The organism is Brevundimonas sp. Marseille-Q4549 (assembly GCF_976940555.1).
The window spans coordinates 964,515-984,341 of record NZ_CDRHXG010000001.1; the positions used below are offsets into that span (position 1 = coordinate 964,515).

Here is a 19,827-nt window from a genome sequence, read left to right on the forward strand (position 1 = left end):
CCCCACCCCTCCACAGCAAGGGAGGGGTGGGGGCGTGGGGCTTTACAGCAGGGCCGAAACCGCCGCCCGGGCAGCCTCGCCCAGGTCGGCGCGTTTCAGGGCCAGGGCGACGTTGGCGCGCAGCAGGCCGATCTTGTCGCCGCAGTCGTGGGTCACGCCGGCGTATTCGACGGCGGTGAAGGCCTGGGTGTCCATCAGCCGGGCCATGGCGTCGGTCAGCTGTATCTCGTTGCCGGCGCCCCGCTCCTGGGTCGCCAGAAGATCGAAGATTTCCGGCTGCAGGATATAGCGTCCCGCGATCGACAGATTGGACGGCGCCGTGCCGGGGGCGGGCTTTTCCACCATCCCCTTCATGGTGATGCGGTTGCCTTCGCGAGCGGCGGGATCGACGATGCCGTATTTGTGGGCCTGTTCGATGTCGACCGATTCCACCCCGATCAGATTGCCCCCCGTCTCGGCATAGACCTCGACCAGTTGCTTCAGCGCGCCCGGCTGGCCATCGACGATGACGTCGGGCAGGATGACGGCGAACGGCTCATGGCCGATGATGTCGCGCGCGCACCAGACGGCGTGGCCCAGACCCTTGGGTTGCATCTGGCGCGTGAAGCTCATCTCGCCGGGGCGCGCCAGTTCGGCGTTCATCGCCGCCAGGATCTCGGTCTTGCCCTTGGCCTCCAGCTGGGCTTCCAGCTCGATCTGGTGATCGAAATAGTCCTCGATCGCTTCCTTGGAGCGGCCGGTGACGAAGACGATATGCTCGATCCCCGCCTCGCGCGCCTCTTCGACGATGTAGGACAGGATCGGCCGGTCGACGACGTTCAGCAGTTCCTTCGGCGTCGTCTTGGTGCCTGGAAGAACGCGGGTGCCGAGGCCCGCGACGGGCAGAACGGCCTTGCGCAGACGCGCGGGCGTAGAGGTCATCACTGAATCCTGACAGCTGTTCCGCCCCTTCTAGGGCCTGATCCGCGTAAGTTGAAGCGCGGCCGGCGAAAGAAGGAGCGGACTGAACTGTCGGTTCCCGCCCTTATTTGGCGGGACGCTGCATCGGCGTCAGGGCCGAAGCGACGGCGCGCTGGGCGGCCAGCTGGTCTTCGGGCAGGGGAATCAGGCCGCGGTCGGCCAGATAGCCGCCCTTGCCGGCCGCGCCTTCCGACAGGAACTCCTGCACGAACTGCTGCAGGCCGGGGATGACGCCGATATGGGCCTTCTTCACATAGATGTAGAGGCTGCGCGACAGGGGGTATTCCCCGCTGGCGATGGTGTCGGCGGTGGGCGAGACGCCGTCGATGGTCTCGGCCTTCACCGTGTCCAGGTTCTGTTCCAGGAAGGAATAGCCGAACACGCCCAGCGATCCCGGCGTGCGGGTCAGGGTCTGGACGATGGCGTTGTCGTTCTCGCCCGAGTCGATCCAGGCGCCGTCCTCACGCAGGGTGTGGGCGATGGCCTCGAACCGTTCCTTGTCGCCCTCGATGGCCTTTACCCCCGGCACCAGCTTGGCGCCCGGCGTCATGCCCAGTTCCAGAAAAGCGTCGCGCGTGCCCGAGGTGGGCGGCGGGCCATAGACCTGGATGCGCTGGACCGGCAGGCCCTTGTTCACCTCGTTCCAGGTCTTGGCCGGGTTGGCGATGAAGGTCCCGTTGGGGCCGGGCACTTGCTTGGCCAGGCCTTCATAGAGGTCGTTCAGCTCGAAGTTGAAGCCGTTGCCGTTGCGGGCGGTGGCGATGACGATGCCGTCGAAACCGATCTTGATCTCGACGATGTCGGTGACACCGTTCTTGGCGCACAGGTCGAACTCGGACTGTTTCATCGGCCGCGAGGCGTTGGCGATGTCGGGCGTGGTCGGGCCGACGCCCTGGCAGAAGGCCTGGATGCCGCCCCCGGTCCCCAGGGACTCGACGCGCGGCGCGGCGCCGCCCGAGGTGCGGGCGAAGTTCTCGGCGACGCGGGTGGCGAAGGGGAAGACGGTCGACGATCCGGCGGCCCAGACGCCCGATCGGGCGTTGGAGGCGCTTCCGCCGCCGCCGTCTCCACAGGCCGCCAGGGCCAGGAGAACGGCCGTTGAGGCCGCCAGTTTCAATCCACGGGTCATCAAAGGCTCTCCCTGAGCGTCGATTTCGCGACGCTTAGAGCAGAGGATTATGACAATCGGCCCGACGGGTTTGTGACGGTTTTCCGTCGGTGTCCGGTCGCTTACAGCAGGCGGCGACGCATGATCTGCGACAGGGTGTCGATCAGGGTCACGGCGATCACCACGATGATCACGATGGCCGAGACGGCGCGGAAATCGAAGGCGTTCATGCTGTCGAACAGCACCTGGCCGATGCCGCCCGCGCCGATCAGGCCCAGGACGGTCGCGGACCGGCTGTTGGATTCGAAACGGTAGAGCGCGAAAGAGGTCCACAGGGGCGCGACCTGGGGCAGGACGCCCCAGACGATCTCGTGCAGCTTGCCGGCGCCGGTGGCGCGCACGCCCTCGACCGGACCCTTGTCGATGGATTCCACGGCTTCCGAGAACAGTTTGGCCAGGACGCCGGCCGTGTTCAGGGTGATGGCCAGGACGCCCGCCAGCGGTCCCAGGCCGACGGCGGTCACGAACAGCAGGCCGATCACCAGATCGGGGATCGAGCGCAGCAGATTCATGATCCAGCGCACGGGCGTCACCACCCATTGCGGGGCGATATTGCGGGCGGCGGCCAGCCCCAGGGGGATGCCCAGGATGACGGCCAGGAAGGTGCCCCACAGGGCGATCTGGATCGTCTCCCACATCTTGGCGACGAACATCTTCCAGTCGGAGAAGTCGGGCCGCATCAGGTCGTGGGCGAACAGGCGCGTGCTCTCGTTGCCGGCGAACAGGCGCGAGATGTTGCCCAGGTCCACGGCCTTGACGCTGTAGAGCAGGACGACGGCGACGCCGCCCCAGACCAGCAGGTCGGCGGCCCAGGCCAGGGCCGACTTGCGCGGCGCGGCGGGGATCGCCGTCGTCAGGGAAGACGCTGCGCTCAAGGCTGGACCTCGTGCTTGGCGCGCAGGCGTTGCAGTTCGCGTTCAGCGGCTTCGGCGCCGGCCTTGTCGCCCTTGGCGCGGGCCTCGCCCAGCTTCTGGTCGGCGATCATCTCGCGGATGGGGTCCAGATAGCTGTCGTCGGCGGCGGCGAAGCGCGAATATTCCAGCGCCGCCAGAATCTGGCGCTGACGGTCGGCCTCCGGGCCCTGGCCCTGGCCATAGCCCAGGAAGAAGCTGCGGATCTTTTCCTTCAGCGCCGGGTCCAGGTCCTCGCGCACCACGATGCCGCTTTCGGGGATGGGGGGCGAGGTCCAGATGTCCTCGATCTGGGCGGCCAGCTGCGGGTTCTCCTTGCGCATGAACAGGGTGTTCACGCTGTTGGAGGTGGCCACGTCGATCACGCCGGTCGCCACGCCGAAGGCGTTGGCCTGGTGGTTGGCCGAGCGCACGGTCTTGAAGCACTGCGACGGCGTGATGCCGCGAGGATTGAAGAAATAGGTCAGCGGCGCCAGCGTGCCCGAGGTCGACTGGGCGTCGCCGATGCCGAAATTGTACTGCTTGCCGCAGGCCACGACCTTGTCCAGCGTGATGCCCGAGCCCTTACGCACGATCAGGGTCGACTGGTAGCTGTCCAGACCCTCGCGGTTGACGGTGCGGGCGATGACCTCGGCCTTGGCGCGGTCGATGGCTTCCACCTCGGGCTTGGCCGAGAACCAGCCGACCTGGGTGTGGTTGCCGCGCATGGCCTCGACCAGAACCGTGTAGTTCGACCCGAAATAGGGCTTCACCGGCACGCCGATGGCCTTGGACATGTCGTCCAGCAGCGGCTGCCACAGCGGGCCGGCCGAGGCCTGGCCTTCCGCCGACAGGATGGAGAAGGTGATCTCGCTTGGCGCGCCGGTCGGCTTCTTTTCGCCGCCGCCACAGGCCGACAGCCCGGCGACCAGCACGGCGGCGCCGACGCCGGCCAGGGTCTTGGAGATGAAACGACGGGACAGGCTCATGCCTTGGTCTCCCAGAACGCGTCCTCGAATTCGGGACCGTAGATTGCGATCAGGCGCTGTTGATCCAGGCCCGTGGACGGACCGTCATAGACGATCTTGCCGCCCTGCAGGGCGATGACGCGCTCGCAGTAGCGGATGGCGTAGTCGACCTGGTGCAGGGTGACGATCACCCCCATGCCGTCGCGCTGGTTCAACTCGACCAGCAATTCCATGACCTTGCGGGCTGAGACGGGGTCCAGAGAGGCGACCGGCTCGTCGGCCAGAATGGCCTTGGCGCCTTGCACGATGGCGCGGGCGATGGCGCCGCGCTGCTGCTGGCCGCCCGACAGGGTGTTGGCGCGCTGGGCCGCATAGTCGCTGACGCCGACGCGGTGCAGGGCCGCCATGGCCTTGTCCTTGTCCGCCTGGGGCCATAGGCCCAAGAGGCCCTGCCAGGACGGCAGACGTCCCAGTGCGCCCAGCATGACGTTGGAGAACAGGCTCAGACGCCCAACCAGGTTGAACTGCTGGAAGATCATGCCCAGCTTGCCGCGCGCCTTGCGCACGGCGCCGGTGACGCGGCCGTCCTTCTGCACCGTCTCGCCGAAGACCTGGATGGTTCCCTTGCCGGGGTCGATCGACTGCAGGCCCGTGATCGAACGAAGCAGGGTGGACTTGCCGGATCCGGACGGTCCAATCAGGGCGACCATTTCGCCCGAGGCGATCTCGACCGAGACGCCGTTGAGCGCCTTTCGCGATCCGAAGGTCTTCGACACGTCACGCGCCAGGACTAGCCCGGGGGCGACGGCGGCTGCGGATGAACTCATGAACTCGCTGAGAAGCTGTGGCGAAGAGGCGCCGCATGACGCGACAGGCGCGTTTGGGCAAGTCTTAATCGCATGGACCGCGTCATTTCGCTAGAGCGCGAGATCGGGTGTGAGATCTGGGCGCGAAATCGCGCATCGACGCTCCCGCCTCAGGGCTTCGGCGTCCTCGACGGGTCCGCCACGAAAAAACCCCTTTACATGACAGGCCCAGACCCCCATATCGCCCCTTCCGGCGGACCCCGTAGGTCTAACCGTTACGCGCTGCTAACGCCGGTCTGGGTTAACAATTAGCAGGGGGTTACGTGAATTGCGCACGTACCAGCTTCCCCTGGACCTGGTCCGTGAGCGGCCTCCTGAACGTCCCGTCGCCCTCGTGCGGCCGCGTTCGGTTTCCGTAGCGGCGCGCTGGTTCCAGGATAATCTGAACGCCGACGTCTTCTATGCGGTGAAGGCGAACCCCTCGCGTTGGGTCATCGAGACCCTGATCGCGTCGGGCGTCCGCAGCTTCGACGTGGCCTCCATCGCCGAGATCGAACTGGTGCGTTCGGTCAGCGCCGACGTGCGTCTGGCCTTCATGCATCCGGTCAAGAGCCGGTCGGCCATCACCAAGGCCTATTTCGACCACGGCGTTCGCACCTTCTCGCTCGACTGCGTGGAAGAGCTGAACAAGATCCTCGACGCCACCGGCGGCGCGGACGACCTGAATCTGGTCGTGCGCATGGCTGTCTCGGCCGACGGCGCAGCCTATACCCTCTCGGGCAAGTTCGGCGTCTCGTCCGATCAGGCGCCGGCCCTGCTCCTGGCCACGCGCCAGGCGGTCAAGGACGGGCTGATGGGCGTTTCGTTCCACGTCGGTTCGCAATGCATGCGCCCGACCGCCTACCAGGCCGCCATGGCCCAGGTCGGTCGCTCTATCAGCCGTGCGGGCGTCATCGTGGACATCGTCGATGTCGGCGGCGGCTTCCCGTCGGTCTATCCCGGCATGGTCCCGCCGGACATGAGCGAATACGCCGACGCCATCCATCGCGGCTTCAACGAGATGCCGGTGTCGGAAACGACCGAACTGTGGTGCGAGCCCGGCCGGGCGCTGGTCGCCGAATCCTCGTCGATCCTGGCCCGCGTCGATCTGAGGAAGGGCGACGCCCTTTATCTGAACGACGGCTCCTACGGCTCGCTGTTCGACGCGACCCATTCGCGCTGGCCCTTCCCGACCAAGCTGGTGCGGGACGGCGAAGCCTCGGGCGATCTTAAGGCGTTCCAGTTCTATGGTCCGACCTGCGATTCCATCGACCATATGCCCGGCCCGTTCTGGCTGCCGGCCGATGTGCGCGAAGGCGACTTCATCGAGATCGGCATGCTGGGCGCCTATGGCGTGGCCATGTCGACCGGCTTCAACGGCTATGGCGAACACGACATCGCCGCGGTCGAGGACGCCCCGATGGCCTCGCTCTACGGCCTGGCCCCGCGCTCCATCCCCACCGTGCGCACCACGGCGGAAGAGAACGCCCGCAAGGTCGTCCGCCTGTCGCGCCCCAAGGGCAAGGCCGGCCAGCGCAAGAAGGCGCGGCGCTAAACCTATTCAATCTTTCGATGAATCAAGCCCGGTTCCGACAGGCGTCGAACCGGGCTTGGTCGTCTGCCGACCCGCTTCGGTCGGCGCCCCGCGAAGCTTGCGCCACAGGCCGGCGAACAGCCCGGCGATCTGCCCGCGCGCGTCCCACAGGATGTATCCGAGCATCGCCAGGAACAGCAGCAGGGCCAGGGTCATGACGATTTCGGTTCCCGCCAGGATGACGTTTCCGACGGCGACCGACGGCGTCAGGTGTCCGAACAGCGTGGCGACCGCCGTGGGATGCGGCGGCCCTCCCGCGTCCGGCCCCGCCGCCTTTTCGCCGATCCAGTAGAACATCTGACCGGCGCCGAAGAAGCCGGTCATGCCGAGGAGGATGTTCAGCCATAATCCGCGTCGGGCGGCGTCCTCGTCGACGGCCTTCTGGCGTCGGGCCGCTTCGTCCTCGCGATCTTTCCTGGCCTGCTCTTCGGTCCTGCGCTGTTCTTCCAGCTTGACCTGCTGGCGCCGTGAAAGGTCGCTGGCGTGGTCTTCCAGGCTCTTGATGGCCAGGGCGAGGGCTTCCTTCTTGCGGCTGATGCCGCGAAGCTCCTCCAGCGTCTTGAACACGTCGCGCTCGGTCTCGTAGCGGAACGGATTGGCGTAGCGAAACCGCTCGTACTGGCTGAACTCGGCGAGCTTGGTTGATGGCCATTTCCGCCCGGCTGAGATCGTCGTCCTCGTCGAGCGCCTCCTGCTGTTCGAGAAGGGCCATCGCGCGCGTGGCCGGCGGGGTCCTGCCGTAGATCAGGGCTTCGATCCGCTCGATCCGGGTCATGGTCTTCTGTTCGTGCGACCGGGCCAGGAATTCGTTGTGCAGGGCCAGGACGTGGATCAGGAAGGCGTAGGGGCAGGCGCCGATATAGTCGTTGCCCGTCTCCAGGCTGCGACTTTTGGGCACATAGGTGATCATGGCCCGATGGTTGGCGTAGCGGACGAAGAAGCGGTCGCTGGATTGGTCCGAACTGTCGGGATAGATCGGGTCGATGCTGTCCAGGATTTCCGACGTGTCCTGGTTCATGAAGTCTATGATGTTCTGGTTGAACCCCGCCAGGAACAGATAGTCCAGGCAGTCGGCCCGGTGCGCCTCGAAGGCGGGGATATGGTGCTTCACAGGCGCCGGAAGGGCGCGTTCGGCCAGCGGCCGAGAAGGGGCCCTGTCGTCGAATGCGTAGCGTTGAAAACACTCGCCGGCGCGCATTGCGGTCACGAGTTCGTCCAGAGGATCTCGCGCGGGTCGGTTGTCGGTCTCGTCTCCCTCTTCCAGACGACGGATCGGAGACCAGTGCGGATCTTGTTCGCTTCGGAGATAGTGCGTCGGCACGTCGGGAACAGCTCGAGCGAAGGCCCCTTCGTCCAGGGCGGCGTCGTACTCCGGCCGGGTGCAGACCCATGTCCAGTAGTCTTCGTCCAGGCGAACGGAGCGACTCCTGCGTCGGCTCGCCTCGTCCATCAGGGCGCTGATGCGCGTCTCGTAGGGTTCGTAGCAGTCCTGCCGGACCATGGCCTTGCGCGACACGGACTCCTTCCGGTCGGCGTCGAGAGGCATCAGCCGCTCGAAGAACCGTTCGTCGTGAAGCATGAACATGAAGCGGGATTTCGGCACCTTCAGTCCCGGCACTTCGATGAAGGGGACCAGTTCGACGAGAGCGTCGGTGTAGCCGCCCTTCTTGATCTTCAGCGTGAAGCGATCAGTTTCGTCCTTGGGAAGAAGGCGATCCGTCCGGACCAGGCGGTCGAACAGGACTTCGGCGTCGGCCTCGAACATCGTCCTGACGAAAGGCCAGAAGCGCTCCACCTTGCATTGGCGTCCCTTGCCGCCGGGCGGTCGGTATCGCACCTCGATGTTGTCGAGCGGATCTATGCCCAGGGGATCGGGATCGAAGACGTCGATATAGGGATCCGCCTTCCGGTTGATGTCCTCCAGGATATCGGCGTCGAGGCCGTACTCCTTGGGGGCCGCCAACTTCTGCAGCAGGGAGAGGAAGTAGTAGGTGGAGGGGGCGTACCCGGAGCAGGCGCCGCGCGCTTCGTCTTCGAACGCCCCGTAGAAGTGGCTGAAGCTCAGATGGTAGCTCAGCGCGCCGTTGTTGTGGGACAGCCAGAAGCGCCGCAGCTGGACCTCGCGCTCTCGATCCAGGCCCGGAGGGCTGGCTTCGAACCGGACGCCTTCCGTGGTCCAGGATATGGACTTGGGCATCTTGAAGACGAGATCGTCGTACCGGCGCGCCGCCGCTGCCGCCTCGTCCATGTCCGAGACGTCCTCGTCCGTGACCGCCAGGAGGAATTCCTGCACCTCGCCCTGGGTTTCGCGGTCGGCGATGTCGTTCATCAGGGCATCGATGGCGTTGGCCAGGGCCAGGGACGGCCGATGACTTCTCTGCATCCGGCGAAAGGTCTCGGGCCCGATCCGGGCCCCCGGCTTCAGCCCCAGGGCCGCGGCCGCCCGGTCCGCCTCGATATAGAGGGACAGCGTCCAGTAGATGGTGCCGGATTTCGCCGATTCGTAGGTGTCCGCCGCCCTTGCCGCCTGCGCCGTCATCCGCCTCGCGCCCCTCTCGCCAAATCCCGAAAACTTTCGAAACCCGTCGTTGGGCGTCCGCTCCTCAGCCAGTTCAGGGCGGGCGCCATGTCCAGCAGCGGCGCCGGCGCAACCCGGCCCGCCAGGGCCGCGATCTGGCGCGCCGCCGCTCCGCCGGGCGGTTCGGCCCGACCTTTCAGGACCGAGATGTTGAAGAAGCTCTCCAGATGGTCGTGCAGCAGGCCCGCATCCACCGCGTCGCCCGGATAGTCGATCGCGGCGTAGATCAGGCCGTCGTCGGCGTGCTGGCTCGCCGACAGGGCCGGCTGCACATAGGGAAAATCCACGACTCGCGCGCCGACTCGCGCCCAGATCGCCAGTCGATCCACCTGATCCAGGCCCGAATGGCGCGTATCCTCGGCGTATTCGTCCGACGTGAGACGCAAGGGATCGTTCTGTTCGATGAACAGCGCGGGCGAAGGGGCGTCGGGCGCCATGTCCAGGGCGGCCGGAGCCAGGCGCCGGACGGCGGAAAGCGCCTGTCGCAGCAGGCCGCGTCCGCGCGCGGCCGTCTCCACATAGATGTAGTTCAGGGCGACCGAAGCCGGTGGCGCGCCCGCACGCTTGATCGTCGTGGCCAGGAAGTTCGCCCCGCCCAGCAAGTCGCCGCCCTCGGTTTCCAGCACGGCGACCAGTTCGCACTGGGTGCGGTCGTGCGCGAGGCGATGGGTCCGGTTCAACGCCAGGCAGGTTTCGAACCCGGACAGGTCCTCGCGCTCGTCCGGCAGCACGAAGGCCCGGTCGTAGCCTTCGAAGAAGCGCTTCAGGACTGGAGAGGCGGGATCGCCGGAGGCCGTGACGCGCACGCCGTCCGTCAGGTTCAACTCATAGTCCTGTGCAGCGTTCTGTTTCACGGCGGCCTCATCCATGCCTCCACTTGGCATGGGGACGGAACCGTCGCAAGCCGGCGTTATGCCGCCGGAAACCCCCTCGGGCCCGGTCGGGAGCAGCCGGAAATCAGCTCTTCCAGCGCAGGGTCACGGGCGCGATCGGATTGACGAAGGGGCGGTCCTCGGCGCGGCTCTTCGCCCATTCGCGCTTCAGCTGCTGATACCATTTGGCCTGTTTGTCGGCGTCGTCGATCCAGATCAGGGCGGGGTCGTAGCGCAGGCCTTGGTTCTGCAGGTTCACCATGCCGCCGTCCTGTTTCAGGAAGGCGACGACGCCCATCCGCAGGAAGGGCTTGGCGATGTCGAACACCCAATGGTCTGACCAGAAGATCTGGGTGATCCGCGTCCTGGTCTCGGTGATCGGCGTCAGGCAGGTCAGGGCCAGCACCTGTTTCTCGCCGACCTGAATATGCTCCCAGCGGAAGCCCGGCAGACGGAAGGTGATCTCGGTCGCGGGCGCGCCGCCCAGGATCTTGTAAAGGCGGCTGTTCGACGACGGCGCGTGGCGCGCCATGGCCCAGCCGAACTCGGTGGGCACGAAGGCCTTGGCCTTTTCGTGCATCGAATGTTCGGACCGCCACCACCATTGCTGATGGACATAGGGGCCGTGGGCGGGGTCCATCAGGCCGACGACGGCGTGGTCGATGTGGCTGTCGAAATCCATCGCCTCGACCAGCTTGGCCTCGCCGCCGACCACGCCGGGGAAGATCGGCGGCTCATGGTCCGGTTCCGACGGATTGCGGGCGTCCGACGCCATCCAGACAAAGACCAGGCCCTGGCTTTCGCGCACCGGATAGGACCGCACGCGGATGCGGTTCGCCTCGAACGCCTGATCTTCGACCAGGGACGGAATGGCGGCGCAGACCCCGTCGGTGCGGAAGCGCCAGCCGTGATAGGGACATTCGACCGTCTCGCCCTCTCCGGGCTTCTCCACCAGCTTGCCGGCCGACAGGGGCGCGGCGCGGTGGGGACAGATGTCGCGCATCGCATAGACCTGGCCCGCGCGGGTGCGGCCGATCAGCACCGGCTCGCCCATGATCTCATGGCGTTTCAGGCTGCCGGGCGCGACGTCGCGACCCAAGGCGACGAAATACCAGGCGTCTGTCACGAACCCCTTGCCGAAGGCGGTCGGAGGGGCCTTGGCGGCAACGGGCGGCGGCGAGTTGGACTGGACGGATAAGGGCGCGTCAGGCTTCATGGCGCCTGTCTAGCAGAGTGGCGCGCCTTCTGTCGTTGCGCAACATATAGAGTTCTTTACAACGCAAAGTATAAGCGTCATAGGCGGGATATCCAAAGGGGAGTCACACCATGTCCATCACCAATCTTCTCGTGCGCGCCGCCGCCGCGGCCCTTATCTTCGCTGCGCCTGCCGCCGTCGCTCAGGACGGGCATGGAGCCCATAACGGCCAGGGTCATGCGCACGTCCGTCCGCACGCCGGCTTCCAGTCGGACCGCATCCGGGTGACGGTCGATGGCGACATGGACGGGCGCGACATCATCCTGATCCCCGGCCTCAGCTCCTCGCCCGAGATCTGGCAGGGGACGGTGGACCATCTGGCCGCCCAGGACGGCGTGGGCTGGCGCATCCACCGCATCCAGGTCGATGGCTTCGCCGGGGCGCCGCCCGCCGGCAACGCCCAGACCGGATCGGCGCCCACGCCTGTGGCCGCCCCCGTCGCCGAGGAGATCGCCCGCTATATCCAGGAGCAGGGTCTGACCAAGCCGGCCGTCGTCGGCCATTCGATGGGCGGGACCATCGGCCTGATGCTGGCGGCGCGCCATCCCGATCAGGTGGGGCGGCTGATGGTGGTGGACATGATCCCCTTCATGGGCGCGATGTTCGCAGCCCCCGGCGCGACGGCCGAGACGGTGGCGCCCGTCGCCGACCAGATCTGGGCCGCCCAGGCCAACAGCCCGCGCGACGCCTATGTCGCCCAGGCGACGGCCAGCATCACCGGCATGATCAACACCGAAGCCCGCCGCGAACTGGCGTTGCAGAACATGCGCGACAGCGATCAGAAGGTCTCGGCCGCCGCCTTCCGCGAACTGGTCGCCACTGACCTGCGTCCTGAACTGTCCCGGATCACCGCCCCGACCGAGGTGCTGTACGTGAAGTTCAACGATCCGCGCATGACGCCCCAGATCACCGACACCATCTATCAGGCCTCCTACGCCGGCCTGCCGGGCGCGACCCTGAAACGGATTGACGACAGCGCCCACTTCATCATGTTCGACCAGCCCCAGGCCTTTTACGGCGCGCTGGACGATTTCCTGGCGCGATGACCCATCCGTCCGCCGAACGGATCCTCGGCCTGTACGGCGATCGGGCCGACGACTGGATCGCCGACCGGGGCGCCGTCCTGCACCCCGGCGACGGCGGCGGCCTGGACGAGGCGACGTGGATCGGGCGGTTCAGCGACGGTCTGGCCCCGGCAGCCCATGTCCTGGATGTGGGGTGCGGATCGGGTTGGCCGATGGGGGCGACCCTTCTGGCGCGCGGCTTTCGGGTGCGGGGGGTGGATGCTTCGCCCGGCCTGATCGCCCACGCCGCAGCGACCCTGCCGCAAGGGGAGTGGAGCCTGGGCGACATGCGCCAGGGTCTGCCCGAGGGCGCGTTCGACGGCGTCCTGGCCTGGCACAGCCTGTTTCACCTCAGTCCCGACGACCAACAGGCGGTCCTGCCTGAACTGGCTGGCCGCGTCGCACCGGGCGGGCGTCTGATGTTCACCTCTGGCCATGCCCATGGGGAGAGGATCGGCGAGTGGCGGGTCCAGCCGCTGTATCACGCCAGTCTGGATCCGGCGGCCTATCGCGCCATCCTGTCGGCCGCTGGTCTGGACATCGTGTGCGACGGGGCAGAGACCGGCGTGTGGCTGGCGCGACGCGCCTTTCTTTCGGCGAAATAGCCGCTCACGTTCGCGTGAAGGCGGCGGGACCGTTTCGACGGCGCTTCAATCCGGATAGAGAGGATCGAAGCGACAACCCGCCTGTGCGCGGCATCTGAGGATAGACATGGCGGGTCCAGGTTACGGGGGCGGACAGCAGCAGGGCGACGCCAGGCCGCGTCGGCCGTGGTGGAAGCGGCTGTTCTACTGGAGCGCGGTGCTGGCGGTGTGGGGGCTGATCTTCCTGGTCGTCTTCTTCGCCGTCTTCGCCCGCGGCCTGCCCGACACCTCCAGCCTGTACAAGGTCGATCGCCAGCCCTCGATCACCTATCTGGACCGCAACGGCGCGCTGATCGCGACGCGCGGCACCCAGATGGCGCCGCCGGCCGATCTGGACAGCCTGCCTGACTATGTGCCGGCCGCTTTCATCGCCATCGAGGACCGGCGCTTCTACAACCACCCCGGCTTCGACCCCATCGGCATGACCCGGGCCATGGTGCGCAACCTGCGCGCCGGACGGGTGGTGCAGGGCGGATCGACCCTGACGCAGCAACTGGCCAAGAACCTGTTCCTGACGCCCGACCAGAACCTGCGTCGCAAGGTTCAGGAACTGATGCTGGCCGTGTGGCTGGAGATGAAATTCTCCAAGAAGGAGATCCTGGCCCTCTATCTGAACCGGGTCTATTTCGGCGCCGGCGCCTATGGGATCGAGGCGGCGTCCCAACGCTATTTCGACAAGCCGGCCAAGAACCTGACGGTCGGGGAGGCCGCCCTTCTGGCGGGGCTGCTGAAGGCGCCGTCGCGCTATTCGCCGGTGTCCGAGAGCGAGCGCGCCGCCGCCCGCGCCACCGTCGTCCTGAACGAGATGGAGGAGGCGGGCGTCATCACCGCCGCGCAACGCGAACAGGCCGTGACCCAGCCCATCATCGTCTCGCGCACCCTGGCCAGCCAGCACGCCCAGTATTTCATCGACTGGCTGGACAAGTCGATCCGCGGCCTGGTCGGCGAACCGACTGAGGATCTGGTGGTGGAGACCACCCTGGACCTGACGCTGCAGACGGACGCCGAACGCGCCGTGCGCCGCATCCTGGACCGCGACGGCGGCAAGGGCGTGCAGCAGGCGGCCCTGGTCGCCCTGGACGGCGACGGCCGGGTGCGGGCCATGATCGGCGGCGCCTCCTACGCCGACAGCCAGTTCAACCGCGCCGTGGATGCGCGGCGTCAGGCGGGTTCGGCCTGGAAACCCTTCGTCTATCTGACGGCGATGGAGGCCGGCTATACGCCGCAGAGCCCTGTGGTGGATCAGCCGATCACCATCGGCAACTGGTCGCCCAAGAACTATTCGGGCACCTTCAGCGGGCCGATGACCATCGCCCAGGCGGTGGCCCAGTCGACCAATACGGTGGCGGCACAGATCGCCGACCAGGTCGGCCGCGACAGCGTGGCCCGCACCGCCCGCCGGCTGGGCATCGAAAGCCGCATCGGACTGGAGCCGTCCATGGCCCTGGGCGCGGTCGAGGTGTCTCCGCTCGAGATGGCCACCGCCTATGACGCCTTCGCCAACGGCGGCGAGCGGGTTCAGGCCTATGGCATCAGCCGTATCCGTACGCCCCAGGGCCGGGTCATCTATCAGCGCCCGTCGGGCCAGGTCGGCCAGGCCATCAACAATCCGCCGCTCTACTATATGAACCAGATGCTTCGCGGCGTGGTGACATCCGGCACGGGCCGCAGCGTGGCCATTCCGGGCCGCGATCTGGCGGGCAAGTCGGGCACGACCTCGGATTACAAGGACGCCTGGTTCGTCGGCTACACCGGCGGCTTCGTCGCCGCCGTCTGGGTGGGCAAGGACGACAACACTCCCATGCGCGGCGTGACAGGTGGTTCGTCGCCCGCCGCCATCTGGCGCGGCTTCATGGCGGCGGCCCTGCCGCGCCTGAACGCGCCGGCCATCCCCAACGGCCCGCCCATGCCCGAGGGCTGGATCGCGCCCGATCCGGTCGGCGACCTGATCAGCGGCCTGAATGACGGCGGCATGCCGGCCGAACCGGTCGATCCCGAACAGGGCCAGCCCTATGTCGAGGAAAAGCCGCAGTATCCGCCCCAGAACGCGGCGCCGTCAGGAAATCCGAAACAGTCCGTCGTCCGCCCGACCTCGCCCCAGCCCGGCTATCCTCCGGAAGGCCGACCCGCGCCGGAGAAGAAGCCGGAAGCCCTGTTCTTCTGACCCTAGCGCCCCACGGCGTGAAGCGCGCCGCCGTGGTCTCGCAGCCATTTGCGCCAGGGGCGGTGATCCCCGATCAGCCGTTCGACCACGGCCCAATAGGCCGGGCTGTGGTCGGCGTGGACCAGATGGGCGACCTCATGGGCGGCCAGGTAATCGATGACTGGCGGCGGGGCCATGACGACGCGCCAGGAATAGCGGATGGTGCGGTTGTGCGGGCTGCACGATCCCCAGCGCGAGCGGGTGTCGGCGATCGACACCTTCACCGGCTTCTGGCCCAGGGTTCGCAGATGGAAGTCGGTGCGCTCGATCAGGGTCTGGCGCGCCTCGCGCTTCAGAAAATTCTCGATCCGGCGGGCGTAGGCTTCGCCCTCGCCGCCGGATCGGATGACGGCGCCGTCCTCGACCAGACGCGCGGCCCCGGCGCCGGGCGTCGCCTCCAGCCTCACCGGCCGGCCGCGCAGGGCGATGACCTGTCCGGGCTCAAGCGGACGCCCTTGCGGCCGGACCGCCAGACGTTCGGCGATCCAGACGCCCTTGGTCCGGGCGAAGGCGACGGCCTGGGCCAGGCCGCGTTCGGTCGGGGCGACGACCACCGCCTCTCCGGCGCGCGCGTCGATCCGCACCGATAGGCGTCGGGCGCGCGGATTGACCGACAGCCTCAGCGTCGGCCCGGATCCGGCCTTGTCGTCAAGCGGCAGCCGCTGACCGTTGCGGTACGCCAATGAGGGCCTCGTTCTGGGCGATGAAGTCGCGCACGCGCGGATATATCTCGTCACGGAAACGCCGGCCGTTGAAGACGCCGTAGTGGCCCACCTTCGGCTGGACGTAGAGAATGCGGCGGTCGTCGGGAATGGTCGAACACAGGCCATGCGCAGCCTGGGTCTGGCCGACGCCGGAGATGTCGTCCTTCTCGCCCTCCACCGTCATCAGGCCGATGTCGACGATCTTGGTCAGATCGACTCGTCGCCCGCGATGCTCCAGCAGGCCGCGCGGCAACAGGTGCTGCTGGAAGACGATGTCGATGGTCTGGAGATAGAATTCCTCGGTCAGGTCCAGCACCGACAGATATTCGTCGTAGAATTCCTCGTGCTTCTCCACCCCGTCGCCGTCGCCGGCGATCAGGCTGTTGAAATAGCTCCAGTGGGCGTCGCGGTGACGATCCTCGTTCATCGACATGAAGCTGTAGAGCTGAACGAAGCCCGGATAGACCCGTCGGCCGAACCCCGGATAGGGCAGGGGCACGGTGTGGATCATGTTCGACCTGAACCAGGTGAAGGGCTTTTCCTCGGCCAACTGATTGGTGACGGTCGGCGACAGGCGCGCATCGATGGGCGAGCCCATGAAGGTCATGGAGGCGGGGCGGTTCTCATCCTCGTCCTCGGCCATGACGGCGGCGGCGGCCAGGACGGGCGGGCCGGGCTGGCACACGCCGATGACGTGAGGACGTCCGCCCACCTCGGCCAACATCGTGCGGACGTGGTCGATGTAGTCGAAGAAGTCGAACCGTCCCTCCAGCATGGGAACCTGGCGGGCGTTGATCCAGTCGGTCACATAGACGTCGTGGTCCTGCAGGAAGGCTTCGACCGTGCCGCGCAGCAGGGTGGCGTAGTGGCCTGACAGGGGCGCGACGATCAGGACGGCGGGGCCGGCGGCCGGCTTTCCTGCGCGCTTCAGGTCGCCGATGTTGCGGGCGAAGCGGATCAGGCGGCACCAGGGGCTTTGCCAGATCACCTGTTCGGTGGTGCGCACCGGCTTGCCGTCGATGTCGACGGTCTCCAGACGCCAGGCCGGCTTGCCATAGCGCCGGGTGACGCTCTCGAACAGTTCGGCCGAGGCGTAGGCTGTGCGGCCGATGGCGGTGTCCGAGGCCGGGTTGAACGGCGAGGTCCAGAACTGGCGGGCCATCTGGGCGCCGATCCGGAACGGCAGGGCCGATTGATAGGCGAGTTCGTGAAAGGCGTAGAGCATGACGATCCGTGACGGCTGAACGCCGTTTGTGCAGGGCAACATAGAATGCGTCGCCCTGCAAAAGGATTATGGGGTTTGGCTCAGCCTCGCGCCATGGCGCCTTCGATGATCCTGGTCGACTTGTCGGGCCCCAGGCCATAGGCGACGGCCGTGCGGAACCGGCCGTCCGGCCCCATCAGATAGACGGTCAGGCTGTGGTTCATCGTATAGGTCTCGCCCTCGCCGACCTTCTGATAGAAGGCGCGATAGGCCTTGGCGGCCTGGGCCACCTGTTCCGGCGTCCCCGTCAGGCCGATGGTCCCCTTGGGAAAGCCGTCCGACGACAGATAGTCCTTCAACTGCCGGGGCGTGTCGCGCTGGGGGTCGATGCTGATGAAGACGATCTGCAGATCCTTGGCCTTGTCGCCCAGTTGCTGCTGCACGGCGGCCAGTTCGGCCAGGGTGGTCGGGCAGAATTCGGGGCAGTAGGTGAAGCCGAAGAAGACCAGGCTCCATTTGCCGTTCAGCAGGGTCTGATCGACCGTTCGGCCGTCCTGGTTCACCAGCGTGAAGTCGCCACCGACCAGGGGCTGGCCCGAGGCGGCGACCTGGCCGTCGGAGGCGGCGCGGTCGCGTCCGCCGACCACCACCACGGTGACGATGGCCAGGGCGGCGGCGATGGCGATGCAGGCGCCGGCGAAAAGCAGAATGGAACGGCGCGGCATGACGGCCTCTCACGAAACGGACTGCAGCGGTCTATAGAAGGGTCGTGACCTCGACAGAAGCCCGCATCGCGCCGCAGTCCGCGCCCCGTATCGCGCGCCCGTCCGATCCGCTGGACGGCTGGCGCGACACGCCGCGCCGGGGGCGGGGGTTCTCCCTGCGGACCCTGATCGTGCTGCGTTGGCTGACGATCCTGGGACAGAGCGCGGCGGTGCTGACCGCGTCGCTGGGCCTTCATTTTCCGCTGCCGCTGTGGCCGTGCCTGATCGTCATCGCCTTCAGCGCGGCGGTCAACGTGGGGGCCATGGCGCGGGTGCGCCGGCTGGAGGCCAGCCTGCCCGACGGGCGCCAGACCGCGATCCACCTGGCCTTCGACATCTTTCAGCTGGGCGTGCTCCTGGCCCTGACCGGGGGGCTGGAAAACCCCTTCTGCCTGTTGCTGGTGGCGCCGGTGACGATCGCGGCGGCGTCCCTGCCGGCGCGGCCGGCCCTGATCCTGGGGCTTCTGGCCCTGGTGGCGGTGGGGGTGCTTTTCTTCTGGTCCGCGCCCCTGCCGTGGCGCGCGCACGAGCATTTCCACCTGCCGCTGCTCTATCGGCTGGGCATGGCCATGGCCCTGGTGACGGGGGTGGTCTTCACCGCCGGCTACGCCTGGCGCGTGGCGGCCGACGCCGAAAAGCTGGAGCTGGCCCTGGCCACCACTCAGGACGTGCTGCAACGCGAGCAGAGGCTCGCGGCGTTGGGCGGTCTGGCGGCGGCGGCCGCGCACGAACTGGGCACGCCGCTGGCGACGATCCAGGTGGTGGCCAAGGAACTGCAGCGCGCCTCGGCCCCCGACAGCGACGCGGCCGAGGACGCGGCCCTGATCCTTCAGCAGGCCGAGCGGTGTCGGGGCATCCTGACCCAGCTGTCGCAGCAGCCCGAGGGTGACGACGCCCTCTATGCCGACGTGGCGCTGAAGGCCCTGCTGGAGGAGGTGGTGGAACCGCACCGGGGCTTCGACCTGGCGTTCGAGGTCCTGGTCAAGACGCCGCCGGGCCAGCCCGCCCCGCGCGTGCGCCGGATGCCCGAGGTGGTGCACGGCCTGTCCGCCCTGGTCGAGAACGCCGCCGACTTCGCCGCCTCCACGGTGCGGGTCCAGGCGGTGGTCGACGCCGGCTGGATCGAGATCGACATTCTGGACGACGGGCCGGGCTTCGCCGGCGACATCCTGCCCCGCCTGGGAGAGCCCTATGTGACCAGCCGGCCGCAGGGCAAGGCCCGTCAGGCCCTGGCGGCCCAGATCGCGGCGGCGGCCCGCCCGTCGCGGCGGCGCGCCCCGGTCGAGGCCCCGATCGCCCCCAGCCAGGGCGGCATGGGCCTGGGTTTCTTCATCGCCCGCACCTTGCTGGAACGGACGGGCGGATCGGTCAGCGTCGGGCAAGGACTTCCCCGGTCGGACGCCAAGGGGGCAGGCCGCGGCGCGCGCGTGGCGGTGCGCTGGGCCCGTCCCGCTTTGGAAGTGGCCCACTGAGCGGTTGGGTCGAAGCGTCGCAGGGGGAACCTTGACCTTGACCCGGACGCTACCGCTCCCGACTTGAACGGCAGGAGAGATCAATGTCAGACCTTGAAACCCGCATCGCCGCCCTGCCCGACAAGTCCCTGCTGCTGCTGGACGACGACCAGGCCCTGCGCACCCGCATGGGTCGCGCGCTGGAGGCCAGAGGCTTTCAGGTGACGACGGCCGAATCCGTCGCCGAAGCGACGCAGGTGCTGCGCGACAAGGCGCCGGCCTTTGCGGTTCTGGACATGCGGCTGGAGGACGGCAACGGTCTGAAGATCGTTGAGGCCGTGCGCGACCGTCGCGCCGACGCCCGCATCGTCATGCTGACCGGCTACGGCGCCATCGCCACGGCGGTCGCGGCGGTCAAGGCCGGGGCGGTGGATTACCTGTCCAAGCCCGCCGACGCCGACGACGTGGTCAAGGCCCTCCTGGCGACCGGCGACGCGCCCGAGCCGCCCGAAAACCCCATGAGCGCCGACCGTGTCCGCTGGGAGCATATCCAGCGCGTCTATGAGCTGTGCGACCACAATGTCTCGGAAACGGCGCGTCGCCTGGGCATGCACCGCCGCACCCTGCAACGCATCCTGGCCAAGCGCGCGCCGAGGTAGGGCG

17 protein-coding genes are annotated in these 19,827 nt (G+C 67.5%); 6 read left to right on the top strand and 11 right to left on the bottom strand.

Going from position 1 to position 19,827, the window contains the following annotated elements; genetic code table 11:
• Positions 1-42: 42 nt before the first annotated feature.
• The 5 genes from galU to phnC all read right to left on the bottom strand — a co-directional run bounded on the left by galU (position 43) and on the right by phnC (position 4,813).
• On the bottom strand, positions 43-921 hold the full coding sequence (galU, locus tag ACWPV3_RS04850) for a UTP--glucose-1-phosphate uridylyltransferase GalU (RefSeq protein ID WP_453977055.1): 879 nt from the start codon (positions 919-921) through the stop codon (positions 43-45).
• Between the two features lie 103 nt (positions 922-1,024).
• Positions 1,025-2,089 (bottom strand): substrate-binding domain-containing protein, encoded by a 1,065-nt coding sequence (locus ACWPV3_RS04855; RefSeq protein WP_292086126.1) that lies wholly within the window; start codon positions 2,087-2,089, stop codon positions 1,025-1,027.
• Positions 2,090-2,190: 101 nt separating this feature from the next.
• The gene (phnE, locus tag ACWPV3_RS04860) at positions 2,191-3,003 is read right to left on the bottom strand and encodes a phosphonate ABC transporter, permease protein PhnE (protein ID WP_292086125.1); all 813 of its coding nucleotides are present in this window, start codon (positions 3,001-3,003) and stop codon (positions 2,191-2,193) included.
• Complete coding sequence (gene phnD / locus ACWPV3_RS04865; RefSeq protein WP_292086124.1) at positions 3,000-4,007, bottom strand: phosphate/phosphite/phosphonate ABC transporter substrate-binding protein; 1,008 nt, start codon at positions 4,005-4,007, stop codon at positions 3,000-3,002. Before phnD ends, phnE begins: the two co-directional genes overlap by 4 nt.
• The gene (gene phnC / locus ACWPV3_RS04870) at positions 4,004-4,813 is read right to left on the bottom strand and encodes a phosphonate ABC transporter ATP-binding protein (protein WP_292086123.1); all 810 of its coding nucleotides are present in this window, start codon (positions 4,811-4,813) and stop codon (positions 4,004-4,006) included. Before phnC ends, phnD begins: the two co-directional genes overlap by 4 nt.
• A 307-nt stretch (positions 4,814-5,120) precedes the next feature.
• Here phnC and ACWPV3_RS04875 point away from each other — a divergent pair, with 307 nt between their 5' ends.
• Complete coding sequence (locus tag ACWPV3_RS04875; protein WP_292086122.1) at positions 5,121-6,386, top strand: type III PLP-dependent enzyme; 1,266 nt, start codon at positions 5,121-5,123, stop codon at positions 6,384-6,386.
• Positions 6,387-6,408: 22 nt separating this feature from the next.
• Here the strand turns inward: ACWPV3_RS04875 and ACWPV3_RS04880 are convergent, their stop codons facing one another.
• The 3 genes from ACWPV3_RS04880 to ACWPV3_RS04890 all read right to left on the bottom strand — a co-directional run bounded on the left by ACWPV3_RS04880 (position 6,409) and on the right by ACWPV3_RS04890 (position 11,091).
• The gene (locus tag ACWPV3_RS04880; protein ID WP_453977056.1) at positions 6,409-8,964 is read right to left on the bottom strand and encodes a hypothetical protein; all 2,556 of its coding nucleotides are present in this window, start codon (positions 8,962-8,964) and stop codon (positions 6,409-6,411) included.
• Entirely contained in the window at positions 8,961-9,872 is a 912-nt protein-coding gene (locus ACWPV3_RS04885) for a hypothetical protein (protein ID WP_453977057.1), read from the bottom strand. Before ACWPV3_RS04885 ends, ACWPV3_RS04880 begins: the two co-directional genes overlap by 4 nt.
• A gap of 88 nt (positions 9,873-9,960) precedes the next feature.
• A complete protein-coding gene (locus ACWPV3_RS04890) occupies positions 9,961-11,091 on the bottom strand; it encodes an aromatic ring-hydroxylating oxygenase subunit alpha (protein ID WP_453977058.1) in 1,131 nt (376 codons plus the stop codon).
• A gap of 110 nt (positions 11,092-11,201) precedes the next feature.
• On the opposite strand from ACWPV3_RS04890, the gene ACWPV3_RS04895 reads away from it, so the two are divergent.
• From ACWPV3_RS04895 to ACWPV3_RS04905, 3 genes are all read left to right on the top strand, one after another.
• A complete protein-coding gene (locus tag ACWPV3_RS04895; RefSeq protein WP_292086118.1) occupies positions 11,202-12,176 on the top strand; it encodes an alpha/beta fold hydrolase in 975 nt (324 codons plus the stop codon).
• A complete protein-coding gene (locus ACWPV3_RS04900) occupies positions 12,173-12,799 on the top strand; it encodes a class I SAM-dependent methyltransferase (RefSeq protein WP_453977059.1) in 627 nt (208 codons plus the stop codon). The genes ACWPV3_RS04895 and ACWPV3_RS04900 overlap by 4 nt, the downstream gene beginning before the upstream one ends.
• Before the next feature lie 106 nt (positions 12,800-12,905).
• Complete coding sequence (locus ACWPV3_RS04905) at positions 12,906-15,002, top strand: PBP1A family penicillin-binding protein (protein ID WP_453977060.1); 2,097 nt, start codon at positions 12,906-12,908, stop codon at positions 15,000-15,002.
• Positions 15,003-15,004: 2 nt separating this feature from the next.
• Here ACWPV3_RS04905 and ACWPV3_RS04910 read toward each other — a convergent pair whose 3' ends face one another.
• The 3 genes from ACWPV3_RS04910 to ACWPV3_RS04920 form a co-directional block, all read right to left on the bottom strand.
• Entirely contained in the window at positions 15,005-15,724 is a 720-nt protein-coding gene (locus ACWPV3_RS04910) for a M48 family metallopeptidase (RefSeq protein ID WP_453977061.1), read from the bottom strand.
• A complete protein-coding gene (locus ACWPV3_RS04915; protein ID WP_453977062.1) occupies positions 15,690-16,970 on the bottom strand; it encodes a polyhydroxyalkanoate depolymerase in 1,281 nt (426 codons plus the stop codon). Before ACWPV3_RS04915 ends, ACWPV3_RS04910 begins: the two co-directional genes overlap by 35 nt.
• A gap of 80 nt (positions 16,971-17,050) precedes the next feature.
• Complete coding sequence (locus tag ACWPV3_RS04920; protein ID WP_292086113.1) at positions 17,051-17,674, bottom strand: SCO family protein; 624 nt, start codon at positions 17,672-17,674, stop codon at positions 17,051-17,053.
• A gap of 44 nt (positions 17,675-17,718) precedes the next feature.
• Here ACWPV3_RS04920 and ACWPV3_RS04925 point away from each other — a divergent pair, with 44 nt between their 5' ends.
• Both ACWPV3_RS04925 and ACWPV3_RS04930 read left to right on the top strand, forming a co-directional pair.
• The gene (locus ACWPV3_RS04925; protein ID WP_453977063.1) at positions 17,719-19,185 is read left to right on the top strand and encodes an ActS/PrrB/RegB family redox-sensitive histidine kinase; all 1,467 of its coding nucleotides are present in this window, start codon (positions 17,719-17,721) and stop codon (positions 19,183-19,185) included.
• Positions 19,186-19,268: 83 nt separating this feature from the next.
• A complete protein-coding gene (locus tag ACWPV3_RS04930; protein ID WP_292086111.1) occupies positions 19,269-19,823 on the top strand; it encodes an ActR/PrrA/RegA family redox response regulator transcription factor in 555 nt (184 codons plus the stop codon).
• The last annotated feature ends 4 nt before the right edge of the window (positions 19,824-19,827 follow it).

What these genes read in the sequence shown, in the direction of transcription:
- ACWPV3_RS04915 (WP_453977062.1), bottom strand. Translation starts at nt 16,970, where the DNA reads ATGCTCTACGCCTTTCACGAACTCGCCTATCAATCGGCCCTGCCGTTC.
- ACWPV3_RS04905 (WP_453977060.1), top strand. Translation starts at nt 12,906, where the DNA reads ATGGCGGGTCCAGGTTACGGGGGCGGACAGCAGCAGGGCGACGCCAGG.
- ACWPV3_RS04855 (WP_292086126.1), bottom strand. Translation starts at nt 2,089, where the DNA reads ATGACCCGTGGATTGAAACTGGCGGCCTCAACGGCCGTTCTCCTGGCC.
- ACWPV3_RS04900 (WP_453977059.1), top strand. Translation starts at nt 12,173, where the DNA reads ATGACCCATCCGTCCGCCGAACGGATCCTCGGCCTGTACGGCGATCGG.
- ACWPV3_RS04890 (WP_453977058.1), bottom strand. Translation starts at nt 11,091, where the DNA reads ATGAAGCCTGACGCGCCCTTATCCGTCCAGTCCAACTCGCCGCCGCCC.
- ACWPV3_RS04895 (WP_292086118.1), top strand. Translation starts at nt 11,202, where the DNA reads ATGTCCATCACCAATCTTCTCGTGCGCGCCGCCGCCGCGGCCCTTATC.
- ACWPV3_RS04880 (WP_453977056.1), bottom strand. Translation starts at nt 8,964, where the DNA reads ATGACGGCGCAGGCGGCAAGGGCGGCGGACACCTACGAATCGGCGAAA.
- ACWPV3_RS04885 (WP_453977057.1), bottom strand. Translation starts at nt 9,872, where the DNA reads ATGGATGAGGCCGCCGTGAAACAGAACGCTGCACAGGACTATGAGTTG.
- ACWPV3_RS04920 (WP_292086113.1), bottom strand. Translation starts at nt 17,674, where the DNA reads ATGCCGCGCCGTTCCATTCTGCTTTTCGCCGGCGCCTGCATCGCCATC.
- ACWPV3_RS04930 (WP_292086111.1), top strand. Translation starts at nt 19,269, where the DNA reads ATGTCAGACCTTGAAACCCGCATCGCCGCCCTGCCCGACAAGTCCCTG.
- galU (WP_453977055.1), bottom strand. Translation starts at nt 921, where the DNA reads ATGACCTCTACGCCCGCGCGTCTGCGCAAGGCCGTTCTGCCCGTCGCG.
- phnC (WP_292086123.1), bottom strand. Translation starts at nt 4,813, where the DNA reads ATGAGTTCATCCGCAGCCGCCGTCGCCCCCGGGCTAGTCCTGGCGCGT.
- phnD (WP_292086124.1), bottom strand. Translation starts at nt 4,007, where the DNA reads ATGAGCCTGTCCCGTCGTTTCATCTCCAAGACCCTGGCCGGCGTCGGC.